The organism is Frigoribacterium sp. SL97 (assembly GCF_026625765.1).
Taxonomy (GTDB): Bacteria; Actinomycetota; Actinomycetes; order Actinomycetales; family Microbacteriaceae; genus Frigoribacterium.
The window spans coordinates 1,965,169-1,986,833 of sequence record NZ_CP113062.1; the positions used below are offsets into that span (position 1 = coordinate 1,965,169).

Here is a 21,665-nt window from a genome sequence, read left to right on the forward strand (position 1 = left end):
TGGGGGGAAAGGGGGTGGGACGACTACAGCCCGACTCCCACCCTATTCCCGTCGGATGGCCGGATCAGACCGAGATGGACCGATCGGTGGGCTTCACCGGGAAGGGCAGCACGGTCTGGCCCTCGAGGTAGGCGTCGACGGCGGAGGCCGTGGCGCGGCCCTCGGCGATCGCCCAGACGATGAGCGACTGACCGCGCCCGGCGTCGCCGGTCACGAAGACGCCGGGTTCGCCCGTCTCGTAGGTGGCACCGCGCTCGAGGGAGCCGCCACCGTCGAAGGTGAGCCGCAGCTGCTCCTCGATGGTGTCGCGCTCGGGTCCCGTGAAGCCGAGGGCGAGCAGGACGAGGTCGGCGGGGACCTCGCGCTCGGTGCCCGCCTTGGGGACCCGTCGCCCGTCGACGTACTCGGTCTCGGCGACGCGGATGGCCCGCACCTCGCCGACCTCGTTGGTCAGGAACTCGACCGTCGACGCGAGGTAGACCCGCTCGCCGCCTTCTTCGTGGGCGCTCGACACCTCGAACAGCGTGGGGAACATCGGCCACGGCTGTGCCTCGGGGCGTTCTTCCGGGGGCTGCTGGCCGATCGCGAGGTTGGTCACCGAGAGGGCACCCTGCCGGTGGGCGGTACCGATGCAGTCCGCACCGGTGTCGCCGCCGCCCAGCACGACGACGTGCTTGCCCTCGGCCGTGATCTGGTCGGCCACCGTGTCGCCCGCTCCGGCCCTGTTCTGCTGCACGAGGTAGTCCATGGCGAAGTGGATGCCGGACAGGTCGCGTCCCGGGATCGGCAGATCACGGGGAACCGTCGCGCCCGTCGCGACGACCACGGCGTCGTAGCGGGCCCGGAGGTCGTCCCAGGCGATGTCCCGACCGATCTCGACCCGGGCGCGGAAACGCGTGCCCTCGGCCTGCATCTGGGCGATGCGCTGCTCGATCTGCTTCTTCTCCATCTTGAAGTCGGGGATGCCGTAACGCAGCAGGCCACCGATGCGGTCCTCGCGCTCGTAGACGGCGACCGTGTGGCCGGCACGCGTGAGCTGCTGGGCGGCGGCCAGCCCGGCGGGGCCGGAACCGACGACGGCGACCGTCTTGCCCGTCAGGCGCTCGGGCGGGTGCGGGGTGACCCATCCGTTGGCGAACGCCTGGTCGATGATCGAGACCTCGACCTGCTTGATCGTCACCGGGGGCTGGTTGATGCCCAGGACGCAGGAGGACTCGCACGGCGCGGGGCAGAGACGACCGGTGAACTCCGGGAAGTTGTTGGTCGCGTGCAGGCGCTCGACGGCCTGACGGCCCTCTCCACGCCACATGAGGTCGTTCCACTCGGGGATCAGGTTGCCGAGCGGGCAGCCCTGGTGGCAGAACGGGACGCCGCAGTCCATGCAACGGCCCGCCTGACGTCGGAGCTCGCCGCTCTCCTGCTGCTCGTAGACCTCTTTCCAGTCCATGAGCCGGACCGACACGGGTCGGCGCTTGGGCAGCTCGCGGGTCTGCGTCTTCAGGAAGCCTTTGGGGTCAGCCACCGGTCACCTCCAGGATTCTCTTCCATGCTTCGTCGCCATCGGGGTCGAGACCCTCGTCGACGGCCGTCTGCCGGGTGGCGAGGACGGCGGCGTAGTCGCGGGGCAGCACCTTCACGAACTCGGCCACCGTGGCGTCGAGGTCGTCGAGCATGTGCTCCGCCACGGGTGACCCGGTCTCGGCGAGGTGCCGGCGCAACAGGTCGGTCAGGATCTCGACGTCGGCGCTGCCGAGGGGGTGGAGTTCGAGTTCACCCGAAGCGAGCGCCTCGGCGTTGACCCGTTCGGGCTTGAGCCGGTGCACGTAGGCCGTCCCTCCGGACATGCCTGCTCCGAGGTTGCGGCCCGTGTCGCCGAGGATGACGGCGAGACCGCCCGTCATGTACTCGAGCGCGTGGTCGCCCACGCCCTCCGCGACCGCGCTGGCCCCCGAGTTGCGGACCAGGAAGCGCTCCCCCACGATGCCCCGCAGGAACATGCTGCCCTGGGTCGCGCCGTAGCCGATGACGTTGCCGGCGATGACGTTCTCCTCGGCGGCGAAGGCGCTGCCGCGGGGCGGACGCACCACGACGTTGCCGCCGGAGAGGCCCTTGCCCACGTAGTCGTTGCTGTCGCCCTCGAGGCGCAGGGTGATGCCGGCGGGCAGGAACGCACCGAGCGACTGACCGGCCGAACCACTGAGGTTGATCTCGATGCTGCCGTCGGGCAGGCCGTGCTCACCGTGTCGCAGGGTGACCTCGTGCCCGAGCATGGTGCCGACCGCCCGCTCGGTGTTGCGGATCGGGAGCGTGATCTCGACGTGCCCACCGTTCTCCAGCACGTCGGCACTGCGCTCGATCAGCTGCACGTCGAAGTGCTCGTCGAGGCCGTGGTCCTGCGAGGTGCGGTTGCGTCGGGGCTCGTCGTCGGAGAACGTCGGACCGACCAGCACCGGGGCGAGGTCGAGACCCGAGGCCTTCCAGTGGTCGACGGCGCGGTCGACGTCGAGGACGTCCGTCCGGCCGATGGCCTCGTCGAGACTGCGGAAGCCCAGCGCGGCGAGGTACTCGCGCACCTCCTGTGCGAGGAACTCGAAGAAGTTGACGACGAACTCCGGCTTGCCGGAGAAGCGGGCACGGAGCTCGGGGTTCTGGGTCGCCACACCGACCGGGCAGGTGTCGAGGTGGCAGACCCTCATCATGATGCAGCCCTCGACGATCAACGGCGCCGTGGCGAAGCCGAACTCCTCGCCGCCGAGCAGGGCGGCGATGAGGACGTCGCGGCCGGTCTTCATCTGACCGTCGACCTGGACGACGACACGCTCGCGCATCCCGTTCAGCATGAGGGTCTGCTGGGTCTCGGCGAGGCCGATCTCCCAGGGCGTGCCCGCGTGCTTGAGCGAGTTCAACGGGCTCGCGCCGGTGCCCCCGTCGTGGCCGGACACGAGCACGACGTCGGCCAGGGCCTTCGTGACCCCTGCCGCGACCGCGCCGATGCCGGACTGGCTCACGAGCTTGACGTGGACGCGGGCCTTGGGGTTGGCGCGCTTGACGTCGAAGATCAGCTGCTTGAGGTCCTCGATCGAGTAGATGTCGTGGTGCGGCGGCGGCGAGATGAGACCGACGCCGGCCGTCGCGTGACGCGTTCGTGCCACCCAGGGGTAGACCTTCGTCGGCGGGAGCTGACCGCCCTCGCCCGGCTTGGCGCCCTGGGCCATCTTGAGCTGGATGTCGGTGGCGTGCGTGAGGTACATGCTGGTGACCCCGAAGCGCCCGGAGGCCACCTGTTTCACGGCGCTGCGGCGCTCGGGGTCGAGGAGGCGGTCGACGTCCTCTCCGCCCTCGCCGGTGTTGGATTTGCCGCCGAGGCGGTTCATCGCGATGGCGAGGGTCTCGTGCGCCTCCTGCGAGATCGAGCCGTAGCTCATCGCCCCCGTCGAGAACCGCTTCACGATCGACTCGATGGGCTCGACCTCGTCGAGCGGGACGGCCGGGCGGACGCCGTGCTTGAGCCGGAACAGCCCGCGCAGCGTCATCAGCTGCTCGGCCTGGTCGTCGACGAGCTTGGTGTACTCGCGGAAGATGTCGTAGCGGCGGGTGCGCGTGGCGTGCTGCAGCCGGAACACGGTGTCGGGGTTGAAGAGGTGCCGGGGACCCTCGCGGCGCCACTGGTACTCGCCGCCCGTGGCCAGCCGCTCGTGCGCGATGACGGAGCCGTCGCTGGGGTAAGCGCTCGTGTGTCGCTGCTTGTTCTCGGCCGCGATGACGTCGATCCCCACGCCTCCGAGCATCGACGAGGTACCGGTGAAGTACGTGTCGACGAACTCCTGGCTGAGGCCCACGGCCTCGAACGCCTGCGCCGCGGCGTAGCTCGACACCGTCGAGATGCCCATCTTCGACATGATCTTGAGCACGCCCTTGCCGAGAGCCTTGATCAAGTTGTGCACGGCGTCCTCGGGGCTCAGCCCGGTGATCATCCCGGCCCTCACGAGGTTCTCGCAGGTCTCCATCGCGAGGTACGGGTTGACCGCGGACGCGCCGTAGCCGATCAGCGTGGCCACGTGGTGCACCTCGCGCACGTCACCGGCCTCGACGATCAGGCCGACCTTCATGCGGTTCTCGGTGCGGATCAGGTGGTGGTGCACCGCGGCGATCATGAGCAGCGACGGCACCGGGGCGAAGTCGGCGTTCGAGTCGCGGTCGGAGAGGACGATGAACTCCGCACCGGCCTCGATCGCGTCGTCCACCTCGTTGCACATGGCGGCGATGCGCTTCTCGAGTGCCCGCGGGCCCTTGTCGGCGCGGTACAGCCCGCGGATGGTCGACGTCTTGCGGGAGCCGGGGCTCGGGTCGATGTGCTGGATCTTGGCGAGCTCGTCGTTGTCGATGACGGGGAAGTCCAGGATCACCTGGCGGGCGTGCTCGGGGGTCGCGGCGAGCAGGTTGCGCTCGGGACCGAGACCCAGCTTGAGCGACGTGACCACCGACTCGCGGATGGAGTCGAGCGGAGGGTTCGTCACCTGGGCGAACTGCTGCGTGAAGTAGTCGAACAGGAGGCGCGGGCGCTCGGACAGGACGGCGATCGGCGTGTCGCTTCCCATGGCACCCAGGGGCTCCGCGCCGGTCTTCGCCATCGGCGTCAACAGGATGCGGACCTCTTCTTCGGTGTACCCGAAGGTGCGCTGACGGCGGGTGACCGACGCCGGGGTGTGCACGATGTGCTCGCGTTCGGGCAGCTCCGAGAGGTGGATGCGCCCCTCGGCGAGCCACTCGCCGTAGGGCGCGGCCGTGGCGAGGTCGCGTTTGATCTCGTCGTCCTCGATGATGCGGCCGGCCTCGGTGTCGACCAGGAACATCTTGCCGGGGCGGAGCCGTCCCTTGCGGACCACCTTGGCGGGGTCGACGTCGATGACGCCGATCTCGCTCGCGAGGACCACGAGGCCGTCGTCGGTGACGAGGTAGCGGCCCGGCCGCAGGCCGTTGCGGTCGAGGGTGGCGCCGACGTGCGTGCCGTCGGTGAACGTGATGGCCGCGGGGCCGTCCCACGCCTCCATGAGCATCGAGTGGTACTCGTAGAAGTCGCGCAGGGTGGGGTCGATGTCGACCTGGTTCTCCCACGCCTCGGGGACCATCATCATGACCGCGTGCGGCAGGGACCGGCCGGTCAGGCTGAGCAACTCGACGACCTCGTCGAACGACGCCGAGTCGCTCGCCCCGGGGCTGACGATGGGGAGGATGGGCTTCAGGTCGCCGATGAGCTCGTTCTCGAGCTGGGACTGCCGGGCACGCATCCAGTTGCGGTTGCCCCGGACCGTGTTGATCTCGCCGTTGTGGGCGATCATGCGGAACGGCTGTGCCAGCGGCCACGACGGGAACGTGTTCGTCGAGTAGCGCGAGTGCACGATCGCGAGTTTCGAGGCGAAGCGCTCGTCGCTCAGGTCGGGGTAGAACGGCTCGAGCTGAAGTGTGGTGACCATGCCCTTGTAGACCATGGTCCGGCTGCCCAGAGAGGTGAAGTAGGCCGAGAGTTTGCGCTCGGCACGCTTGCGCAGCCGGAACGCCTGGCGGTCGAGCGCGACGCCGGCGAGCGGGACGCCGTCGGCGTCGTGGTGCCTGCTGGCGACGAAGAGCTGCTCGAAGGCGGGCATCGCGTTACGCGCCAACGTGCCGAGTTCTTCGGGGCGCACGGGGACCTCGCGCCAGCCGAGGACGTCGAGGTGCTCGAGGTCGGCGATGCGCTCGATGCCCGTCTTCAGCTCGGAGCGCTCCTGCTCGTCGAGGGGCAGGTAGGCGATGCCCACCGCGTACTGGCCGGCCGGCGGCAGGTCGAAGTCGACCTCGTGGCGCAGGAACTCGTCGGGCACCTGGCAGAGGATGCCCGCACCGTCCCCGGTGCCGGCGTCGGAACCCACGGCACCTCGGTGCTCGAGGTTCCGGAGGGCCCGCAGGGCGGTGTCGACGATGTCGTGACCGGGGGTTCCACGGAGGGTCGCCACCATGGCGAGGCCACAGGCGTCCTTTTCGTTGCGCGGGTCGTAGAGGCCGCTGGCCTCGGGGACCGTGCTGAACTGCTGGTGTGCTGGCGTGAGAGCCATGGAATCCGTCCTCACGAAGAGATCCGACAGGGGGCGGGACGACGTCGGCCCGAGGTGCCTGACGGGGCCGGCTTCTGTGGGCGGCCCCGACTCGGCGGGAGAGGTCGGCTCGTGGCGACCGTGGGCGTGCACGCCGGCGGGAGGGGCCGACTGCGCTCGATCTTACGAGGCGCGGGTGCGTGCACGGGACCGTGTCGCGGGCGGATCGTTCGCACCGGGATGGGGTGGAGGGGATCGGGCGCCACGACGGTGGGGCGCCGGGCCCGCGGTCGTCGTGGAGTGGACGACCTAGGGACGCGGTGAGCGATCGGTGTTGTCGTCCGATGCGCCGACGGTGACCAACTCGGGTTCGTCGTTCTCCGTGTACGTGCCGTCAGAGTCTACAGCAGCCGCCCGCTCGCTCGGCGCACGGCCGGGCACGTAGGGGCCGGGGACCGTGCCGGTGTGGCGGCGGGAGGCGAGGACGAAGAGGACGATCCCGAGGACGATGGCGAAGAAGCTCATCCAGACGTTGGTGCGGATGCCGAAGAAGAGCAGGCTGGGATCGGTGCGGATCGACTCGAACCAGGCCCGTCCGATGCCGTACCAGACCAGGTAGAAGGCCAACGACCGACCCCACTGCATGGGGGCCTTCTTCTCGAGGAGCACGAGGATCGCGACGCCGGCGAGCATCCAGACGATCTCGTAGAGGAAGGTCGGGTGGAAGAGCGTGCCCTCGGGCAGGCCGGTGGGGTAGGCGGCGTTCGTGGACTCGATCTCGAGGCCCCAGGGCAGGTCGGTCGGCATGCCGAAGAGCTCGTGGTTGAACCAGTTGCCGAGGCGTCCGAAGGCCTGCGCGACGAGCAGGCCGGGGGCGAGGGCGTCGGCGAAGACCGTGAACCGGAGACCGGTGAAGCGGCAACCGAGCCAGACGCCGACGGCACCCAACAGCAGGGCGCCGTAGATGGCGAGGCCGCCCTCCCACACGAAGAGGACGTGGATGTACTGGTCGGGCGAGGAGAAGTAGTCCGCCGGGTGGGTGATGACGTGGAACAGGCGTCCCCCCGCGATGCCGAACACCACGGCCCAGATGGCCACGTCGATGACGATGCCCTTCTCCGCCCCCTGCCGGTTCAGACGGTGGTTCGTGATGACCACCGCTGCGACGATGCCGACGAGGATGCAGATCGCGTAGGCGTGTATCCGCAGCGAGCCGGGCAACGACGCCCCGAAGGTCGAGTTCAACCAGGCGGTGACGTCGAAGTACTGCCAGGCGGCCGACGGGCTCGGGATGCTCAAGGGAACGAACACGGGCGTGATGCCTTTCGGAGGGGGTGCGGAGCGTCGGTCACCCGACGGGTGACGACTCTAGCGCGAGGGCGTCGGACCCGAGGGGGTCAGGAGGCGGAGGGGGCCGCGCCGGACGACAGGTCGGCGGAGACCTCGGCGAGGCGTTCGACCCCGCCGTCGGCGAGGGCACGGACGAAGGCCGAACCGATGATGGCACCGTCGGCGTAGTCGAGCACCTCGCGGACCTGCTGGGCCGTGGAGATGCCGAGACCGACGCAGGCGTTCTCGACGCCCACCTCGCGGAGTCGGGCGACGAGGGTGCTCGCCGCCGCGTCGACGTCGGTTCGGGCTCCTGTGATGCCCATCGTCGAGACGGTGTAGACGAAGCCGCGACTACTGGCCACGGCCTGCCGGAGGCGCGAGTCGCTGGACGACGGAGCGGCCAGGAACACCCGGTCGAGGTCGGCGGCCTCGGCCGCGGACATCCACGCGTCGGCCTCGTCGGGGATGAGGTCGGGGGTGATGAGCCCGGCACCGCCCGCGGCCGCGAGGTCGTCGGCGAACCGCTGGACGCCGTACTGCTCGACCGGGTTCCAGTAGGTCATCGGGATGACCGGGGCGTCGACGCGGGAGGTGATCTCACGGATCGCCGTGAAGACGTCGCGCACGCGGAACCCCTCGGCGAGGGACCGCTGTGTGGCTGCCTGGATGACCGGGCCGTCCATCACGGGGTCGGAGTACGGGATGCCGAGTTCGATGACGTCGATGCCGTTCTCGGCCATCGCCACCGCGGCCTCGATGCTGGTGTCGAGATCGGGGAACCCGACCGGCAGGTATCCGACGACGGCGCCGCTCCCGGCGTCTCGCCGGGCCCGGATCGCGTCGCCGACCTTGCTCGTCCCGGCGGGGACTGCGGCGGTCACAGCTGCTGTGCCTTCTCGTCGAGGACGCCGAAGTACCGGCTCGCGGTCGAGACGTCCTTGTCGCCACGGCCGCTGAGCGAGACCAGGATCGTCCAGTCGGGGTGCTCCAGACCGAGCTTGATCGTGCCCGCCAGGGCGTGTGCCGACTCGATCGCGGGCATGATGCCCTCGGTCTGCGAGAGCAGTCGGAAGGCCTGCATCGCCTCGTCGTCGGTGATCGGCTGGTACTCGGCCCGGCCCGACTCGGACAACCAGGCGTGCTCCGGGCCGACGCTCGGGTAGTCGAGGCCCGCGGAGATGGAGTGGCTCTCGAGCGTCTGACCGTCTTCGTCCTGCATGAGGTACGACTTGGTGCCCTGGAGGTTGCCGATGCGGCCGAGGGTGATCGACGCCGCGTGACGGCCCGTCTCGACGCCGTCCCCGCCGGCCTCGAAGCCGAACAACCGCACCGAGGGGTCGTCGAGGAACGCGTGGAAGATGCCCATGGCGTTCGAGCCGCCGCCGACGCAGGCCGTCACGGCGTCGGGCAGTGCTCCGGTCAGGTCGAGGACCTGCTGGCGGGCCTCTTCGCCGATGATCTTGTGGAAGTCGCGCACCATGGCCGGGAACGGGTGCGGACCGGCGACCGTGCCCAGCACGTAGTGCGTGGTGTCGACGCTGGAGACCCAGTCGCGCATGGCGTCGTTGATGGCGTCCTTGAGGGTGCGGGAGCCCGTCGTGACCGAGACGACCTCGGCTCCGAGCAGGCGCATCCGCGCGACGTTGAGCGCCTGGCGCTCGGTGTCGACCTGCCCCATGTACACGACGCACTCCATGCCGAAGAGGGCGGCGGCGGTGGCCGTCGCGACGCCGTGCTGACCGGCTCCGGTCTCGGCGATCAGGCGAGTCTTGCCGAGCTTTCGGGCCAGCAGCGCCTGTCCGAGCACGTTGTTGATCTTGTGGGACCCCGTGTGGTTGAGGTCTTCACGCTTGAGGATGATGCGGGCACCACCGGCGTGCTGGGCGAACCTCGGAACCTCGGTGATGATCGACGGCCGGCCCGTGTAGGTGGCGTGGAGAGCCGTCAGCTCGGCGGCGAACTCGGGGTCGACGGCCGCGGCCTTGTAGGCCGCGTCGAGCTCGTCGAGGGCGGCCACCAGGGACTCGGGGACGAAGCGACCCCCGAACGAACCGAAATACGGACCTGTCTCGTCGCGCAGTGCCATGGTCAGACCTCCAGGAAGCGGGTGATGGCGTCGGCGGGGTCGCCGTGGGTCACGAGGGCTTCGCCCACGAGCACGACGTCGGCACCGGAGCGACGGTAGTGGGCGACGTCGTCGGGCGACGAGACCGCCGACTCGGCGACGCGGGTGACGCCCGTCGGGATCGAGTGCGACAGGCGACCGAAGAGGTCCCTGTCGAGTTCGAAGGTCGTGAGGTCGCGGGCGTTGACGCCGAGGACGGTGGCACCGGCGTCGAGGCCGCGCGACACCTCGTCGGCGGAGTGCGCCTCGATGAGTGCGGTCATGCCCAGTTGCCTCACGAGGTCGTGCAATTCGAGGAGGCGGGGCTGTTCGAGCCCGGCGACGATCAGCAGCACGAGATCGGCACCGGCCGCCCGGGCCTCGAACACCTGGTACGGGTCGGCGATGAAGTCCTTGCGGAGGACGGGCACGTCGACTGCGGTGCGAACGGCCTCGAGGTCGGCGAGGGAGCCCTTGAACTTCCGGCCCTCGGTGAGGACGCTGATCGCGCTCGCTCCCCCGGCCGCGTAGGAGCGGGCCAGAGACGCCGGGTCGGCGATGGTCGAGAGGTGGCCCCGTGACGGGCTGGCGCGCTTCACCTCGGCGATGACCTTGACACGGTCGCCGGGGGCGAGGGCGGTGCGGGCGTCAAGTGCGGGCTCACGAGAGAGCGCCGCTGCCTCGACGGCGGCGAACGGGAGGGACTCGCGGCGTGCTGCGGCGTCGGCCACGGCACCCGCGTAGAGGTCGTCGAGCACCTAGTTGTGGGCCTTCGGCACGTAGCGGTGACCACCGACGCCGTAACCGGCCTTCTTGAGCACGAGACCGACGATCAGTCCGACGACGACCAGGCCGGCCGACGCCCAGACGATCCACGGGACGTCGAGGAAGAAGGCCAGCGTGCCGATGGCGAAGCCGACCAGCATGATGACGACGGCGGTCCAGGCGGCGGGCGAGTTGCCGTGCCCGAGGTCGTCGGCCGTCTCGGTGTCGCGGCCCTTCGAGCCGGAGTCGACCTTCGCGGGGGCGTTCGCGAGGGGCGCGTCGCCACCGGACGGGGTGCTCGTCGTGTTCGTGCTCACAGTGCTCCTTGGATCAGGTCGGTACGAGGGCTGAGTCTACCGGGTACGACCCGGCTCGGTGGGGCCCGACCCGCCCCCGTCGAGGTGCGCCGGGTCGTCGGTGGGATCGTCGCCACCCGACAGCGCGTCCCAGGCGGCCGCCGGATCGGCCGAGGGATCCGCGGCGACCAGTCGCGTGGCGGAGTACTTGCGGGTGGCCTGGGGCCAGGCGCCCGCGAGGAGCACGGTGGCGACTCCGAGGAGCGCGGCGAGGACGCCGGCCACGAGCCCGAGCCAGGGCCAGGCCGTGGGCTCCACCGAGGAGACGATGGCCCGGATCGAGTCGGTGCCGTCGACGCCCGTGGCGGTCGTCACGGCGCTCCCCGAGGCGCGCACGGGGTCGGCCAGGGCGGTCGACGTCGTGACGACCACGCTGACGCCCAGTGCCACCTGGAGAACCCCCAGGACGACGCGGAAGACGCGGCCGGCGATCGTGAGCGCCCCGAAGAGCGCCAGGCTGGCCAGCGACAGGGCGGACAACGGCGCACCGGCGACGTCGCCGGCGACGTCGAGCGGGAGGTCTCCGCCCTGGGGGGAGGCGACGACGACGTGGAACCAGTCCTGCGTCCAGGACAGCAGGGCGAGTCCCGCGAGCAGGATGCCCCCGAGGATCGTCGTGAGCTTCAGGCGACGAGCGGGCATCAGCGGAGCCGTGCCATGGCGTTCGCGACCGCGACGGCACGCAAGGGGGCCGCGGCCTTGTTGCGCGCCTCCTGGTTCTCGGCGACCGGGTCGCTGTCGGCGACGAGACCGGCACCCGCCTGCACGCGGGCCACGCCGTCCTGCAACAGGACGGTGCGGATCGCGATCGCGACGTCGGCCGAGCCGGCGAAGTCGAAGTAGCCGACCACTCCCCCGTAGACGCCCCGCTGGGCGGGCTCGAGTTCGTCGATGATCTCGAGGGCCCGGGGCTTGGGAGCACCCGACAACGTGCCGGCCGGGAAGGTGGCACGGAACGCGTCGATGGCGTCCTTGCCGGGAGCGAGGTCGCCCTCGACGCTCGAGACGAGGTGCATGATGTGGCTGAACCGTTCGACCTGCATGAACTCGGTGACCTCGACGGTTCCCGGCGTGCACACCTTGAGCAGGTCGTTGCGGGCGAGGTCGACGAGCATGAGGTGCTCGGCGCGTTCTTTCTCGTCCGAGGCGAGTTCGTCGGCGAAGCGCTGGTCCTCGTCGGGCGAGGCTCCGCGGGGCTTCGACCCGGCGATGGGATGCGTGTAGGCCCGCCGGCCGTCGACCTTGACCAGCGCCTCGGGCGACGAGCCCACGATGGTGTACGGCCGGCCCTGCACGTCGTCGAGGGTCACCAGGTACATGTACGGGCTCGGGTTGAGCGTCCGCAGCACCCGGTAGACGTCGAGCGGCTCGGCCGTGACCTCGTGGTCGAAGCGCTGGGAGACGACGACCTGGAAGACGTCGCCGTCGTGGATGAACTGCTTCGACCGCCGGATCGCGTGCGCGTACTCGTCGTCGGTCGAACGGCGGGTCGGCGTGGCCTCGATCGTCAGGTCGACGTCGGACAGGAACGCCTCGCTCGGGGCCGCGAGTCGGGATTGGAGGTCGTCGAGTCGGGACTGCGCGTCGGCCCACAGGACGTCGGGCTCGTCGGTTCCGTCGTTCAACGCGGTGGCGACGAGCAGGACGGCACCCGTGCGGTGGTCGAGGGCCACGAGCTCGGACACGAAGCTGAGCGCCTGGGAGGGCACCGTGAACTCGGCCGGCGGCGCGTCGGGAAGGTGTTCGAGCTCGCGCACGGCCTCCCAGCCGATGAACCCGACGAGGCCGCCGGTGAGGGGCGGCATGCCGTCGATGCGCGGGGTCGCCCACCGGTGGTGCAGGGCGGAGAGCACCTCGAGGGGACGGCCGACGGCATCGCCCAGCGCCCGGTCGCGGTCGATGCCGTAGTCGATCCAGCGGGCCTCGCCGTCGTCGGTCGTGAGCACGCCGAACGACGAGACGCCGACGAAGGACCACCGGGACCAGATCCCGCCCTGGGCCGCCGACTCGAGGAGGAAGCTGCCGGGCCTGCCGTCGGCGAGCTTGCGGTACACCCCCACGGGCGTCTCGCCGTCGGCGAACAGGTCGCGGACGACCGGGACGACCCGGTGCCCGGCCAGCCGCTCGTCGAACTGGGCCCGGGTCGTCGAGGTGCGGATCGGGGCGTCAGCCACGGAGGCCTCCGGTGGGGTCGGTGTCGCCGGACGGCAGGGACGAGGAGGCGGTGGCCGGCTCGAGCGGGTCGACCTCGAAACAGGAGTGCGAGCCCGTGTGGCAGGCGGCGCCGATCTGTTCGACCGTGACGAGCAGCACGTCGTCGTCACAGTCGAGGGCGGCGGCGCGGACGAACTGCGCGTGACCGGACGTGTCGCCCTTGCGCCAGTACTCCTGTCGAGAGCGGGACCAGAAGGTGACGCGCCCCTCGGTGAGGGTGCGGCGGAGCGCCTCGGCGTCCATCCACCCCATCATGAGCACGTCTTTCGTGCCCTCTTGTTGGATGATGGCGGGCAGCAGGCCCGACGCGTCGAACCGGGCACGGGCGACGACGGGCTCGACCGTCTCACGCGTCAGCTGGTCGGTCATGGTGTGCTCCTCGATGCGATGCGATGCGATGTCGGCTGGTCGGCTGCGGCCCGGTGCGGTGACGGCCCGCCTCAGCGGACGACGGCCCCCGACCGGGCCAGCTCGTCCTTGACCTGGCCGATGGTGAGTTCGCCGTTGTGGAAGACCGACGCCGCGAGCACGGCGTCGGCACCCGCCTCGATGGCCGGGGCGAAGTGCTCGAGCCGACCTGCCCCTCCGGACGCGACGACCGGCACCCGGCTGAGCTCGCGAATGGCGCGGACGAGTTCGAGGTCGAAGCCCTGCTTGGTGCCGTCGGCGTCGATCGAGTTGACGAGCAACTCACCCGCCCCGCGTTCGATGGCCTCACGCGCCCAGGCGAGCGCGTCGAGGGTCGTCTCGGTGCGACCGCCGTGGGTCGTGACGACGAAGCCGGAGGGGGTGCCGCTCGAACGCTTGACGTCGAGCGAGAGGACGACCGCCTGGGCTCCGAACCGGTCGGCGATCTCGCCGATCAGGTCGGGCCGCGCGATGGCGGCGCTGTTCACGCCGATCTTGTCGGCCCCCGCCGCCTGCAGCCGGGCGACGTCGTCGGTGGTGCGCACGCCGCCCCCGACCGTCAGCGGGATGAAGACCTGCTCGGCCGTCGCCCGGACGACGTCGTAGGTGGTCGACCGCTCGTCGACCGTGGCGGTGACGTCGAGGAAGGTGATCTCGTCGGCACCCTGCTCGTAGTACGTGCGGGCCAGCTCGACCGGGTCGCCCGCGTCGCGCAGGTCGAGGAAGTTGACGCCCTTCACCACGCGGCCGGCGGCCACGTCGAGGCACGGGATGACCCGGACGGCGAGGGAGGCGTCGGCGGCGACCGCGCCGGGGACGACCGCGTCGTCGGCGGTCACGGCTACAGCCTCGCGGCGTGGATCGGGCTGACCAGGATCGCCCGGGCGCCGAGGTCGTAGAGGGCGTCCATGACCTGGTTGGTGTCGGACCGCGGGACCATCACGCGGACGGCTGCCCAGTCGCGGTCGTGCAGCGGGGAGACGGTGGGCGACTCCATGCCGCCGGCGACGGCGGTCGCGGCGTCCAGCTTGTCGACCGGGACGTCGTAGTCCATGAGGACGTACTGCCGGGCCACGAGGACGCCCTGCAGGCGACGGTGGAGGACCGCCAGACCGTCCACGTCGGCGTCGGACGAGATGAGGACGGCCGTCGATTCGAGGATGACCGGCCCGAAGATCTCGAGCCCGGCCGCCCGCAGGGTCGCACCGGTCGACACGACGTCGGCCACGGCGTCGGCGACGCCCAGCTGCACGGCGCTCTCGACCGCTCCGTCGAGCGGCACGAGGGTCGCGGTCACGCCGTGGCTCTCGAGGAACGAGCCGACGAGGCCGGCGTAGCTCGTCGCGACCCGGGTGCCCTGCAGCTGACGGAGGTCGGCGAAACGGCCGGGAGGGCCCGCGAAACGGAAGGTCGAGCCGCCGAAGTCGAGGGGTGCGACCTCGTGTGCGGGCGAGTGCGAGTCGAGCAGCAGGTCGCGACCCGTGATGCCCACGTCGAGGGCGCCCGACCCCACGTAGGTCGCGATGTCGCGCGGGCGGAGGTAGAAGAACTCGACGCCGTTGCGCGGGTCCTCGACGTGGAGGGTCTTGGGGTCTCGGCGACCGGTGTAGCCGGCCTCGGCGAGCATGGCGGAGGCGGTCTCGCTGAGCGATCCCTTGTTGGGCACTGCGACGCGGAGCATGGGGTTCTCTGTCTGCTGGGGTGCCGCGCGAGCGGCGTGACGAACGGGGGTGACGGAGGCCGACTCAGAGATGTCGGTAGACGTCGGCCGGGGTGATGCCCTTGGCGATCATCATGACCTGCAGGTGGTAGAGCAGCTGGGAGATCTCTTCGGCGGTCGCGACGTCGCCCTCGTACTCGGCGGCCATCCAGACCTCGGCGGCCTCTTCGACGATCTTCTTGCCGATCTGGTGCACGCCGGCGTCGAGTTCGGCCACGGTGCCCGACCCCTCGGGCCGGTCGCGGGCCTTGTCGCTGAGCTCGAGGTACAGGTCGTCGAAGGATTTCACGACGTCAAGGCTACCGTCGCGGCGGCGGCCCGGAGTGCAGCGATGTTGTCGACGGGCGACCCACCGTAGACTGCGGACCCGGCGACCACCGTGTCGGCACCGTTCTCGACGGCCGTGACGATGGTCTCGGTCGTGATGCCGCCGTCGACCTCGAGCCACACGTCGAGCCCGGAGGCGCGCACGGCCTCACGGGCACGGGCCAGCTTGGCCATCGTCTCGGGCATGAAGGACTGCCCGCCGAAGCCCGGCTCGACCGTCATGACGAGGATCATGTCGTACGCGTCGAGGGTCTGGAGGTAGGGCTCGAGGTCGGTGCCCGGCTTCACGGCGACGGAGGCGCGGGAGCCGTTGCTGCGGATGGCCTGCGCCGTCGAGACGGGATCGGACGCCGCCTCGGCGGAGAAGGTCACCGAGAAGGCGCCCGTCTCGGCGTAGCGGGGTGCCCAGCGGTCGGCGTCGTCGATCATCAGGTGCAGGTCGAGCGGTACGGGGCTGACCTCGCCGAGACGCTGCACGACGGGGAGTCCGAGGGTGAGGTTGGGCACGAAGTGGCCGTCCATCACGTCGACGTGCACGAGGTCGGCGGTCGAGATGCGCTCGAGGTCGCGCTCGAGGTTCGCGAAGTCGGCCGAGAGGATGCTGGGGCTGATGCGGATCGACACGGGACGAGCCTACCGTCCGGCACGTTTCTCGATCAGGGCGACGAACATGGCGTCGGTGCCGTGACGGTGCGGCCAGAGCTGGACGAACGGTGCCGACGCCAGGTCGACGGCGCGGCCGGCGATGCGCTCGACGCCGGCCGTCGCGTCGAGCAGGACGAGATCGTCGTCGCGGCCTCGGAGGCCCGCCTCGACGACTCCGCGCGTCTCGGCCGTGTGCGGGGAGCAGGTCACGTAGGCCAGGACCCCCCCGGGCGCCAGCGCGTCCAGGGCGCTGGCGAACAGGCGCGACTGGAGGGCCGTGAGCTGACCGACGTCGGCCGGCTGCTTGCGCCACCGGGCCTCGGGTCGCCGCCGCAGGGCCCCGAGGCCGGTGCAGGGCGCGTCGAGCAGGATGCGGTCGAAACCTCCTGGCCGTTCCGCCCCGAAACGGGTGGCGTCACCCTCGAGGACCTCGACGTCGCCCGGGACGGCCTCGAGCGCCTCTCGGACGAGCCCCGCCCGTGCCGGGACGAGCTCGTTGGCGACGAGGTGGGCACCCGCCCGAGCGGCCTCGGCACCGAGCAGGGCGGCCTTGCCGCCGGGTCCGGCGCACATGTCGAGCCACCGTTCTCCGGGTGTGGCGGGGCGGTGTCGACTGAGGAGGAGCGCGGCGAGCTGCGACCCTTCGTCCTGCACGCGGGCACGCCCCTCGCGGACGGCCGTCTGCTGGGCCGGATCGCCCCCACCACTCGTCGCCGCCAGTGGCGACAGGCGCCCGCTCGGGGCGCCGAGCTCGGACACCTCGGCGAGCCCCGGCAGGGCGACGAGGCTGACCTTCGGGGCGTCGTTGTCGGCCGACAGCAGATCGACGAGCTCGCCCTCCCGCCCCTCGGCGGCCAGCGAACGACGGAACGCCCGCACCACCCAGGCGGGGTGCGACCACTCCGCGGCCAGACGGTCGTCGTCCCCGGTCGTGTCGGCGAGGACGCGCTCGCGCCACTCGTCGGGCGTGGACCGTGAGATGGTGCGCAGCACGCCGTTGACGAATCCAGTGCCCGATCGGCTGCCCACCTGACGTGCGAGCTCGACGCTCTCGTCGACGGCCGCGTGGACCGCCACGCGCGTCGAGAGGAGCTGGTGCGTGCCGAGGCGGAGGACGTCCAGGAGTGCCGGGTCGATCGCGTCGGTGCCCCGACGGGCGGCCAGCGCGATGACGCGGTCGTAGTAGCCCCGGAGGCGCAGGGTGCCGTAGGTCAGTTCGGTCGCGAGCCCTGCGTCCTGGGCTCCGAGACGGGCCCGGACGATGCGCTGCGGCAGCAGGAGGTTGGCGTAGGCGTCGTCCTGCTCGACGGCCCGGAGGACGTCGAGGGCGACCTGGCGGGCGGGTTGGACTCGGCTCATGAGGTGCTCTTCGGGTCGGTGTCGGTGGTGATGTCGATGTCAGCCGGGACGGGCGGGGTGGGCGGGGTCACGCGACGGTCGACCCCGCGGGGCAGCCCCCGCCACCAGTCGGCCGCCGACATCTCTTTCTTGCCCGCCGGTTGCACCCGGACCAGCTCGACGGGCGAGGAGGCGGTGCCCAGCAGCACACGGCGGCCCCGGGACTCGAGGCGACCGGCCTCGAGAGGTGCCTCGTCGGTCGACGTCGTCCGCGCCTCCGTGATCTTGAGGCCCGAGCCGTCGAGGTCGACGCGGGCGCCGGGCTCCGGCGTGACGCCTCGGAAACGGGCGATCACCTCGGTCGCCGGTCGCGAGGCGTCGAGGACGCCGTCGGCGAGGGTCAGCTTGGGGGCGAGCGTGACCGCGCCGGTCTGGGGCGTCGCCGTGGCCGTGCCGTCGGCGAGGCGGTCGACGACGTCGACCAGCAGGCCGGCACCGGAACGCGCGAGCTCGGCGAGGAGCTGGCCTGCGGTCTCGGTGCCGTCGAGGAGGCGCTCGAGGGTGCCGTAGACGTCCCCCGCGTCGAGCTCGGGGACGAGCTGGAACACCGCGGCGCCCGACACGGCGTCGCCCGCCATGAGCGACCGCTGGACGGGGGCGGCGCCGCGCCAGGCGGGGAGGAGGGAGAAGTGCAGGTTGACCCAGCCGAGCCGGGGGGCGCCGAGGAGGGGCTCGCGGAGCAGGGCTCCGTAGGCCACGACGACGCCGAGGTCGGGATCGAGTCCCGTGAGCTCGGCCGTGACCTCAGGCGTGATGCGGCGGGCCTTGACGACGCGGAGACCGAGGCGGTCGGCCTCGACGGCGACGGGGGTGGGGGTCAGGACGCGTCTGCGTCCCTGCGGGGTGTCGTCGCGGGTCAGCACGGCGACGACCTCGTGAGGACCGTCGGCGAGGGCGGTGAGCGAGGGCACGGCAGCGGCGGGGCTGCCGGCGAAGACGAGGCGCATGGGGTTCCTGGCGGGTCAGTCGGCGAACGGCTCGACGTCGTCGAACCGCACTCTGAGTGTAGGGACGGCCCGCGCACGCTTCTGACCGAGCGCCTTGCGTCGGTCCGTGGCCGCCCAGATGACCTGGGAGCGGAGAGCCAGCGCCACGTCGTGACCACGCGAGTAGTCGAAGCGGACGATGGCGCGGACGCCGGCGGACTCGACGTCCACCGGACCGAGGGTCTCGGCACGGACCTCGTCGGGCAGGTCGTCGAGCGCACGCGCGACGGTGTCGACCGTGCCGGTCACGGTGGCCACGCGGACGGCCGGGGGGAAGCGCAGGACGCGACGGTCGGCGAGCTCCGAGGAGACGAAGCGGGCGAGCTCCCACGTCGCGAGGGCGGAGGCGATGGCGCCACCCACCCCGACCAGCACGACCGGGGCGCGACGTGCGGCCAGGGCCGTGGCGTTGGCCCACCAGCGGAGGCAGTCCTCCGCGACGCGGAGGCTCTCTCGGGCGAGCATGCGCTCACCGTCGAGCAGCAGCACGGCTCGGTAACCGCCGGGGGCGATCGGCTCGGCCCCGCGGGTCGCGACGACGATCGCCGGGTCGGCGTCGACGTGGGTCAGGGCCCTCGCGCCGTCCGAGACGATGACGCGCACCCCGGGGAACGCCTTGCCGAGTTCGTCGGCCGTCCGCGACGCGCCGGTGCCGACGGCCCGCATGCGCGTTCCCTCGCAGGTGCGGCAGTGCCACGAGACGGCCAGGGCGCCACACCAGGCGCAGGCCGGGGTCGCCCCTCGCTCGCGTTGCTGGAGGGGGCCGTTGCACCGCAGGCAGCGGGCCGTGTCGCCACAGTCGACGCAGGCCAGGCGTGGCGAGTAGCCGGGCGAGGCCACCTGGATCAGGACCGGTCCGTGCTCGACCGCGGCCCGCGCCTCGGCGTAGGCCGAGGAGGGGATGCGGGCCTGCGCGGCGAATCCGTCCGTGGCGGCCTGACGGACGGTCGGCACGACCCGGGGCTGGTAGCGCGGATCGGGACGCACCTCGGCCAGGAAGCCGATCTCGACCAGGCGCTGCACGTCGGTGCTGCGGGAGTGGCCGAGGAACACCAGGGCGCTGTCTTGTTGGGCCTGCCGGAGCAGCGCGGTGTCGCGGGCGTGCACGTACGGGGCGAGCGGCTCGCCGAAGGACGGGTCACCGTCGTCGAACACCACGACGACCCCGAGCCTGGCCGAGGGGGCGAGCAGGACGGACCGGTTGCCGACGACGACCACGGGCTCGTCGCCTCGGGCACGGAGGAGCGCTCGGTAGCGGTCGGCGTTCGACTGTCGGGAGTCGAGCCGGACGACGCGGTCGGGCGGGAGGACGGCGGCGAGGGCCTGGAGGACGTGCTCTTCGTCGCGGTAGTCGGGGACGGCGACCACGGCGTTGTCGCCCGCGCCGACGGCGACCGCAGCGAGCTGGGCGGCCGTGAGGGCCCAATGACCCACCCATGCCCCGTCGGGCAGTTCGACCAGCAGCGGAACGGCGTCGACCGCCGCGCGACCGCGGGCCGCAACGAGCCCGGCGAGGTCGGTCGACCGATAGCCGACGACGACCGGGACGGGTTCGGGGTGGGCGTCGGCGTCGTGGTCGGGAGTCGAGGGTGCCACGGGAGCCACGGTCGGGGCAGTGGGGCCGGTGGGGCCGGTGGCCGGTGAGGACGAGTTGTCGGCGGCGGCCAGGTGGGCCTTCTCGACCCGGACCTGACGCGGTGGGATCGCGAGCCGCACGACGTCGCTGGCCGATCCGCCGGCCCGGTCGGCCACGGCGCGCGCGAGGCGCCACACCTCGGGTGCCAGGACCGACACGGTCGACACGACGTCCTCGATCTCGGACAGGTCGCCGCCGTGCTCGGACGACGACGCGACCTCGACGACGAAGCCGTCGGCGATGCGCCCGGCGGAGCGGAGCGGAACCTTGACGCGGATGCCCGGGGCGATCTGGTCGCGCAGCCGCTCGGGCACGGCGTAGTCGAACAACCGGTCGAGTTGCGGCAGCGGCGATTCGACCATCACCCGGACGACGCGCGGCACGCTGTCGACGGGGACGTCGGCGACCGCCGCCACGGTCAGAGCCCGGCGGCGGCCCGGAGGGCGTCGACGCGGTCGAGCGCCTCCCAGGTGAAGTCGGGCAGGTCGCGACCGAAGTGGCCGTAGGTCGACGTCGCCGCGTAGATCGGCCTCAGCAGGTCGAGGTCGCGGATGATCGCCGCCGGGCGGAGGTCGAACACGCTCTCGATGGCGGCCGTGATGACGTCGTCGCCGACGTGCCCGGTGCCGAAGGTCTCGACGTAGAGGCCGACGGGTGCGGCCCGCCCGATCGCGTAGGCCACCTGGAGTTCGAGCCGGTCGGCGAGGCCCGCGGCGACGGCGTTCTTGGCCACCCACCGCATGGCGTACGCGGCGGACCGGTCGACCTTCGAGGGGTCCTTGCCCGAGAACGCGCCCCCACCGTGACGGCTCGCCCCGCCGTAGGTGTCGACGATGATCTTGCGGCCGGTGAGTCCGGCGTCGCCCTGCGGGCCGCCGATCTCGAACCTGCCGGTCGGGTTGATGATGAACCGGGTGTCCGTGGACGAGAACCCTGCCTCGTCGAGGACGGGGCGGATGACGTGCTCGATGACGTCGGACTCGAGCTGAGCGCTCGAGACCGCAGGCGAGTGCTGGGTCGACAGGACGACGGTGTCGACGGTCGTGGGCACGACCCCGTCGTAGCCGACCGTCACCTGCGTCTTGCCGTCGGGCCGGAGGTAGTCGAGGGTGCCCGACTTGCGCACGGCCGCCAGTCGCTCGGCGAGCCGGTGGGCCAGCCACACGGGGAGCGGCATGAACTGGGGGGTCTCGTTGGTGGCGTAGCCGAACATGATGCCCTGGTCGCCGGCACCCTGGCGGTTGAGCAGGTCGTCGTCGCCGCCACGCGCCTCGAGGGCGGTGTCGACGCCCTGGGCGATGTCGGGCGACTGGGACCCGATCGACACCTCGACGCCGCAGGTACGGCCGTCGAAGCTCACGGCCGACGAGTCGTAGCCGATGCCCACGATGAGGTCGCGCACGATCGTGGGGATGTCGACGTAGCCCTTGGTGGTGACCTCGCCGGCCACGTGCACGAGTCCCGTCGTGACCATGGTCTCGACCGCGACCCGGCTGGCGGGGTCGACAGCCAGCAGCGCGTCGAGGATGCCGTCCGAGATCTGGTCGCAGATCTTGTCGGGGTGGCCCTCGGTGACCGACTCGGAGGTGAAGAGTCGAAGGGAGGTCGATGCCGTCGGGGCGGGGGCGGTCGTCGTGTCGGTCGGGGTCACGGTGTTCCTCTGGGTGTCGTTCTGGGTGGGGACGCGATGAGGCCCCGCGGGA

At 71.4% G+C, this 21,665-nt stretch carries 17 protein-coding genes and 1 pseudogene; all 18 read right to left on the reverse strand.

Annotation, left to right across the window (positions count from 1 at the left end; all coding sequences use genetic code 11):
• Positions 1-64 precede the first annotated feature (64 nt).
• The 18 genes and pseudogenes from OVA02_RS09385 to metK all read right to left on the reverse strand — a co-directional run bounded on the left by OVA02_RS09385 (position 65) and on the right by metK (position 21,613).
• Positions 65-1,522 carry a glutamate synthase subunit beta gene (locus OVA02_RS09385; protein WP_123570084.1) on the reverse strand — a complete coding sequence of 486 codons (1,458 nt, stop codon included), beginning with the start codon at positions 1,520-1,522 and terminating at the stop codon, positions 65-67.
• Entirely contained in the window at positions 1,515-6,092 is a 4,578-nt protein-coding gene (gltB, locus tag OVA02_RS09390) for a glutamate synthase large subunit (RefSeq protein ID WP_056045274.1), read from the reverse strand. The genes OVA02_RS09385 and gltB overlap by 8 nt, the downstream gene beginning before the upstream one ends.
• A gap of 288 nt (positions 6,093-6,380) precedes the next feature.
• The gene (gene lgt, locus OVA02_RS09395) at positions 6,381-7,382 is read right to left on the reverse strand and encodes a prolipoprotein diacylglyceryl transferase (protein WP_233568323.1); all 1,002 of its coding nucleotides are present in this window, start codon (positions 7,380-7,382) and stop codon (positions 6,381-6,383) included.
• A gap of 86 nt (positions 7,383-7,468) precedes the next feature.
• Positions 7,469-8,284 carry a tryptophan synthase subunit alpha gene (trpA, locus tag OVA02_RS09400; protein WP_056045280.1) on the reverse strand — a complete coding sequence of 272 codons (816 nt, stop codon included), beginning with the start codon at positions 8,282-8,284 and terminating at the stop codon, positions 7,469-7,471.
• Positions 8,281-9,489 carry a tryptophan synthase subunit beta gene (gene trpB, locus OVA02_RS09405; RefSeq protein ID WP_056045283.1) on the reverse strand — a complete coding sequence of 403 codons (1,209 nt, stop codon included), beginning with the start codon at positions 9,487-9,489 and terminating at the stop codon, positions 8,281-8,283. Before trpB ends, trpA begins: the two co-directional genes overlap by 4 nt.
• Before the next feature lie 2 nt (positions 9,490-9,491).
• Positions 9,492-10,265, reverse strand: a complete 774-nt coding sequence (trpC, locus tag OVA02_RS09410) for an indole-3-glycerol phosphate synthase TrpC (protein WP_123570085.1) — start codon at positions 10,263-10,265, stop codon at positions 9,492-9,494.
• Positions 10,266-10,481: pseudogene (locus tag OVA02_RS09415) on the reverse strand (DUF6704 family protein); the annotation flags it as partial.
• A 144-nt stretch (positions 10,482-10,625) separates the two neighbouring features.
• The gene (locus tag OVA02_RS09420) at positions 10,626-11,270 is read right to left on the reverse strand and encodes a Trp biosynthesis-associated membrane protein (RefSeq protein WP_267658060.1); all 645 of its coding nucleotides are present in this window, start codon (positions 11,268-11,270) and stop codon (positions 10,626-10,628) included.
• Positions 11,270-12,802 (reverse strand): anthranilate synthase component I, encoded by a 1,533-nt coding sequence (locus OVA02_RS09425; RefSeq protein WP_369794370.1) that lies wholly within the window; start codon positions 12,800-12,802, stop codon positions 11,270-11,272. Before OVA02_RS09425 ends, OVA02_RS09420 begins: the two co-directional genes overlap by 1 nt.
• Positions 12,795-13,211 carry a phosphoribosyl-AMP cyclohydrolase gene (gene hisI / locus OVA02_RS09430; protein ID WP_054146066.1) on the reverse strand — a complete coding sequence of 139 codons (417 nt, stop codon included), beginning with the start codon at positions 13,209-13,211 and terminating at the stop codon, positions 12,795-12,797. The genes OVA02_RS09425 and hisI overlap by 8 nt, the downstream gene beginning before the upstream one ends.
• 71 nt (positions 13,212-13,282) lie before the next feature.
• A complete protein-coding gene (gene hisF, locus OVA02_RS09435; protein ID WP_056045295.1) occupies positions 13,283-14,089 on the reverse strand; it encodes an imidazole glycerol phosphate synthase subunit HisF in 807 nt (268 codons plus the stop codon).
• Positions 14,090-14,091: 2 nt separating this feature from the next.
• Positions 14,092-14,931: an ATP phosphoribosyltransferase gene (gene hisG, locus OVA02_RS09440; RefSeq protein WP_056045298.1), complete on the reverse strand. Its 840-nt coding sequence runs from the start codon at positions 14,929-14,931 to the stop codon at positions 14,092-14,094.
• 64 nt (positions 14,932-14,995) lie between these two features.
• Positions 14,996-15,259 (reverse strand): phosphoribosyl-ATP diphosphatase, encoded by a 264-nt coding sequence (locus tag OVA02_RS09445; RefSeq protein ID WP_043592769.1) that lies wholly within the window; start codon positions 15,257-15,259, stop codon positions 14,996-14,998.
• A complete protein-coding gene (gene rpe / locus OVA02_RS09450; RefSeq protein WP_056045300.1) occupies positions 15,256-15,921 on the reverse strand; it encodes a ribulose-phosphate 3-epimerase in 666 nt (221 codons plus the stop codon). Before rpe ends, OVA02_RS09445 begins: the two co-directional genes overlap by 4 nt.
• Before the next feature lie 9 nt (positions 15,922-15,930).
• Positions 15,931-17,301, reverse strand: coding sequence for an RsmB/NOP family class I SAM-dependent RNA methyltransferase (locus tag OVA02_RS09455; protein ID WP_056045302.1), 1,371 nt, complete (start codon positions 17,299-17,301; stop codon positions 15,931-15,933).
• Positions 17,298-18,287, reverse strand: coding sequence for a methionyl-tRNA formyltransferase (gene fmt / locus OVA02_RS09460; RefSeq protein WP_082460228.1), 990 nt, complete (start codon positions 18,285-18,287; stop codon positions 17,298-17,300). Before fmt ends, OVA02_RS09455 begins: the two co-directional genes overlap by 4 nt.
• A 15-nt stretch (positions 18,288-18,302) precedes the next feature.
• A complete protein-coding gene (locus OVA02_RS09465) occupies positions 18,303-20,378 on the reverse strand; it encodes a primosomal protein N' (protein WP_235452478.1) in 2,076 nt (691 codons plus the stop codon).
• A gap of 2 nt (positions 20,379-20,380) precedes the next feature.
• Positions 20,381-21,613, reverse strand: coding sequence for a methionine adenosyltransferase (metK, locus tag OVA02_RS09470; RefSeq protein ID WP_056045305.1), 1,233 nt, complete (start codon positions 21,611-21,613; stop codon positions 20,381-20,383).
• Positions 21,614-21,665 lie beyond the last annotated feature (52 nt).

What these genes read in the sequence shown, in the direction of transcription:
- hisG (WP_056045298.1), bottom strand. Translation starts at nt 14,931, where the DNA reads ATGCTCCGCGTCGCAGTGCCCAACAAGGGATCGCTCAGCGAGACCGCC.
- gltB (WP_056045274.1), bottom strand. Translation starts at nt 6,092, where the DNA reads ATGGCTCTCACGCCAGCACACCAGCAGTTCAGCACGGTCCCCGAGGCC.
- fmt (WP_082460228.1), bottom strand. Translation starts at nt 18,287, where the DNA reads ATGCGCCTCGTCTTCGCCGGCAGCCCCGCCGCTGCCGTGCCCTCGCTC.
- hisI (WP_054146066.1), bottom strand. Translation starts at nt 13,211, where the DNA reads ATGACCGACCAGCTGACGCGTGAGACGGTCGAGCCCGTCGTCGCCCGT.
- OVA02_RS09455 (WP_056045302.1), bottom strand. Translation starts at nt 17,301, where the DNA reads ATGAGCCGAGTCCAACCCGCCCGCCAGGTCGCCCTCGACGTCCTCCGG.
- trpB (WP_056045283.1), bottom strand. Translation starts at nt 9,489, where the DNA reads ATGGCACTGCGCGACGAGACAGGTCCGTATTTCGGTTCGTTCGGGGGT.
- OVA02_RS09420 (WP_267658060.1), bottom strand. Translation starts at nt 11,270, where the DNA reads ATGCCCGCTCGTCGCCTGAAGCTCACGACGATCCTCGGGGGCATCCTG.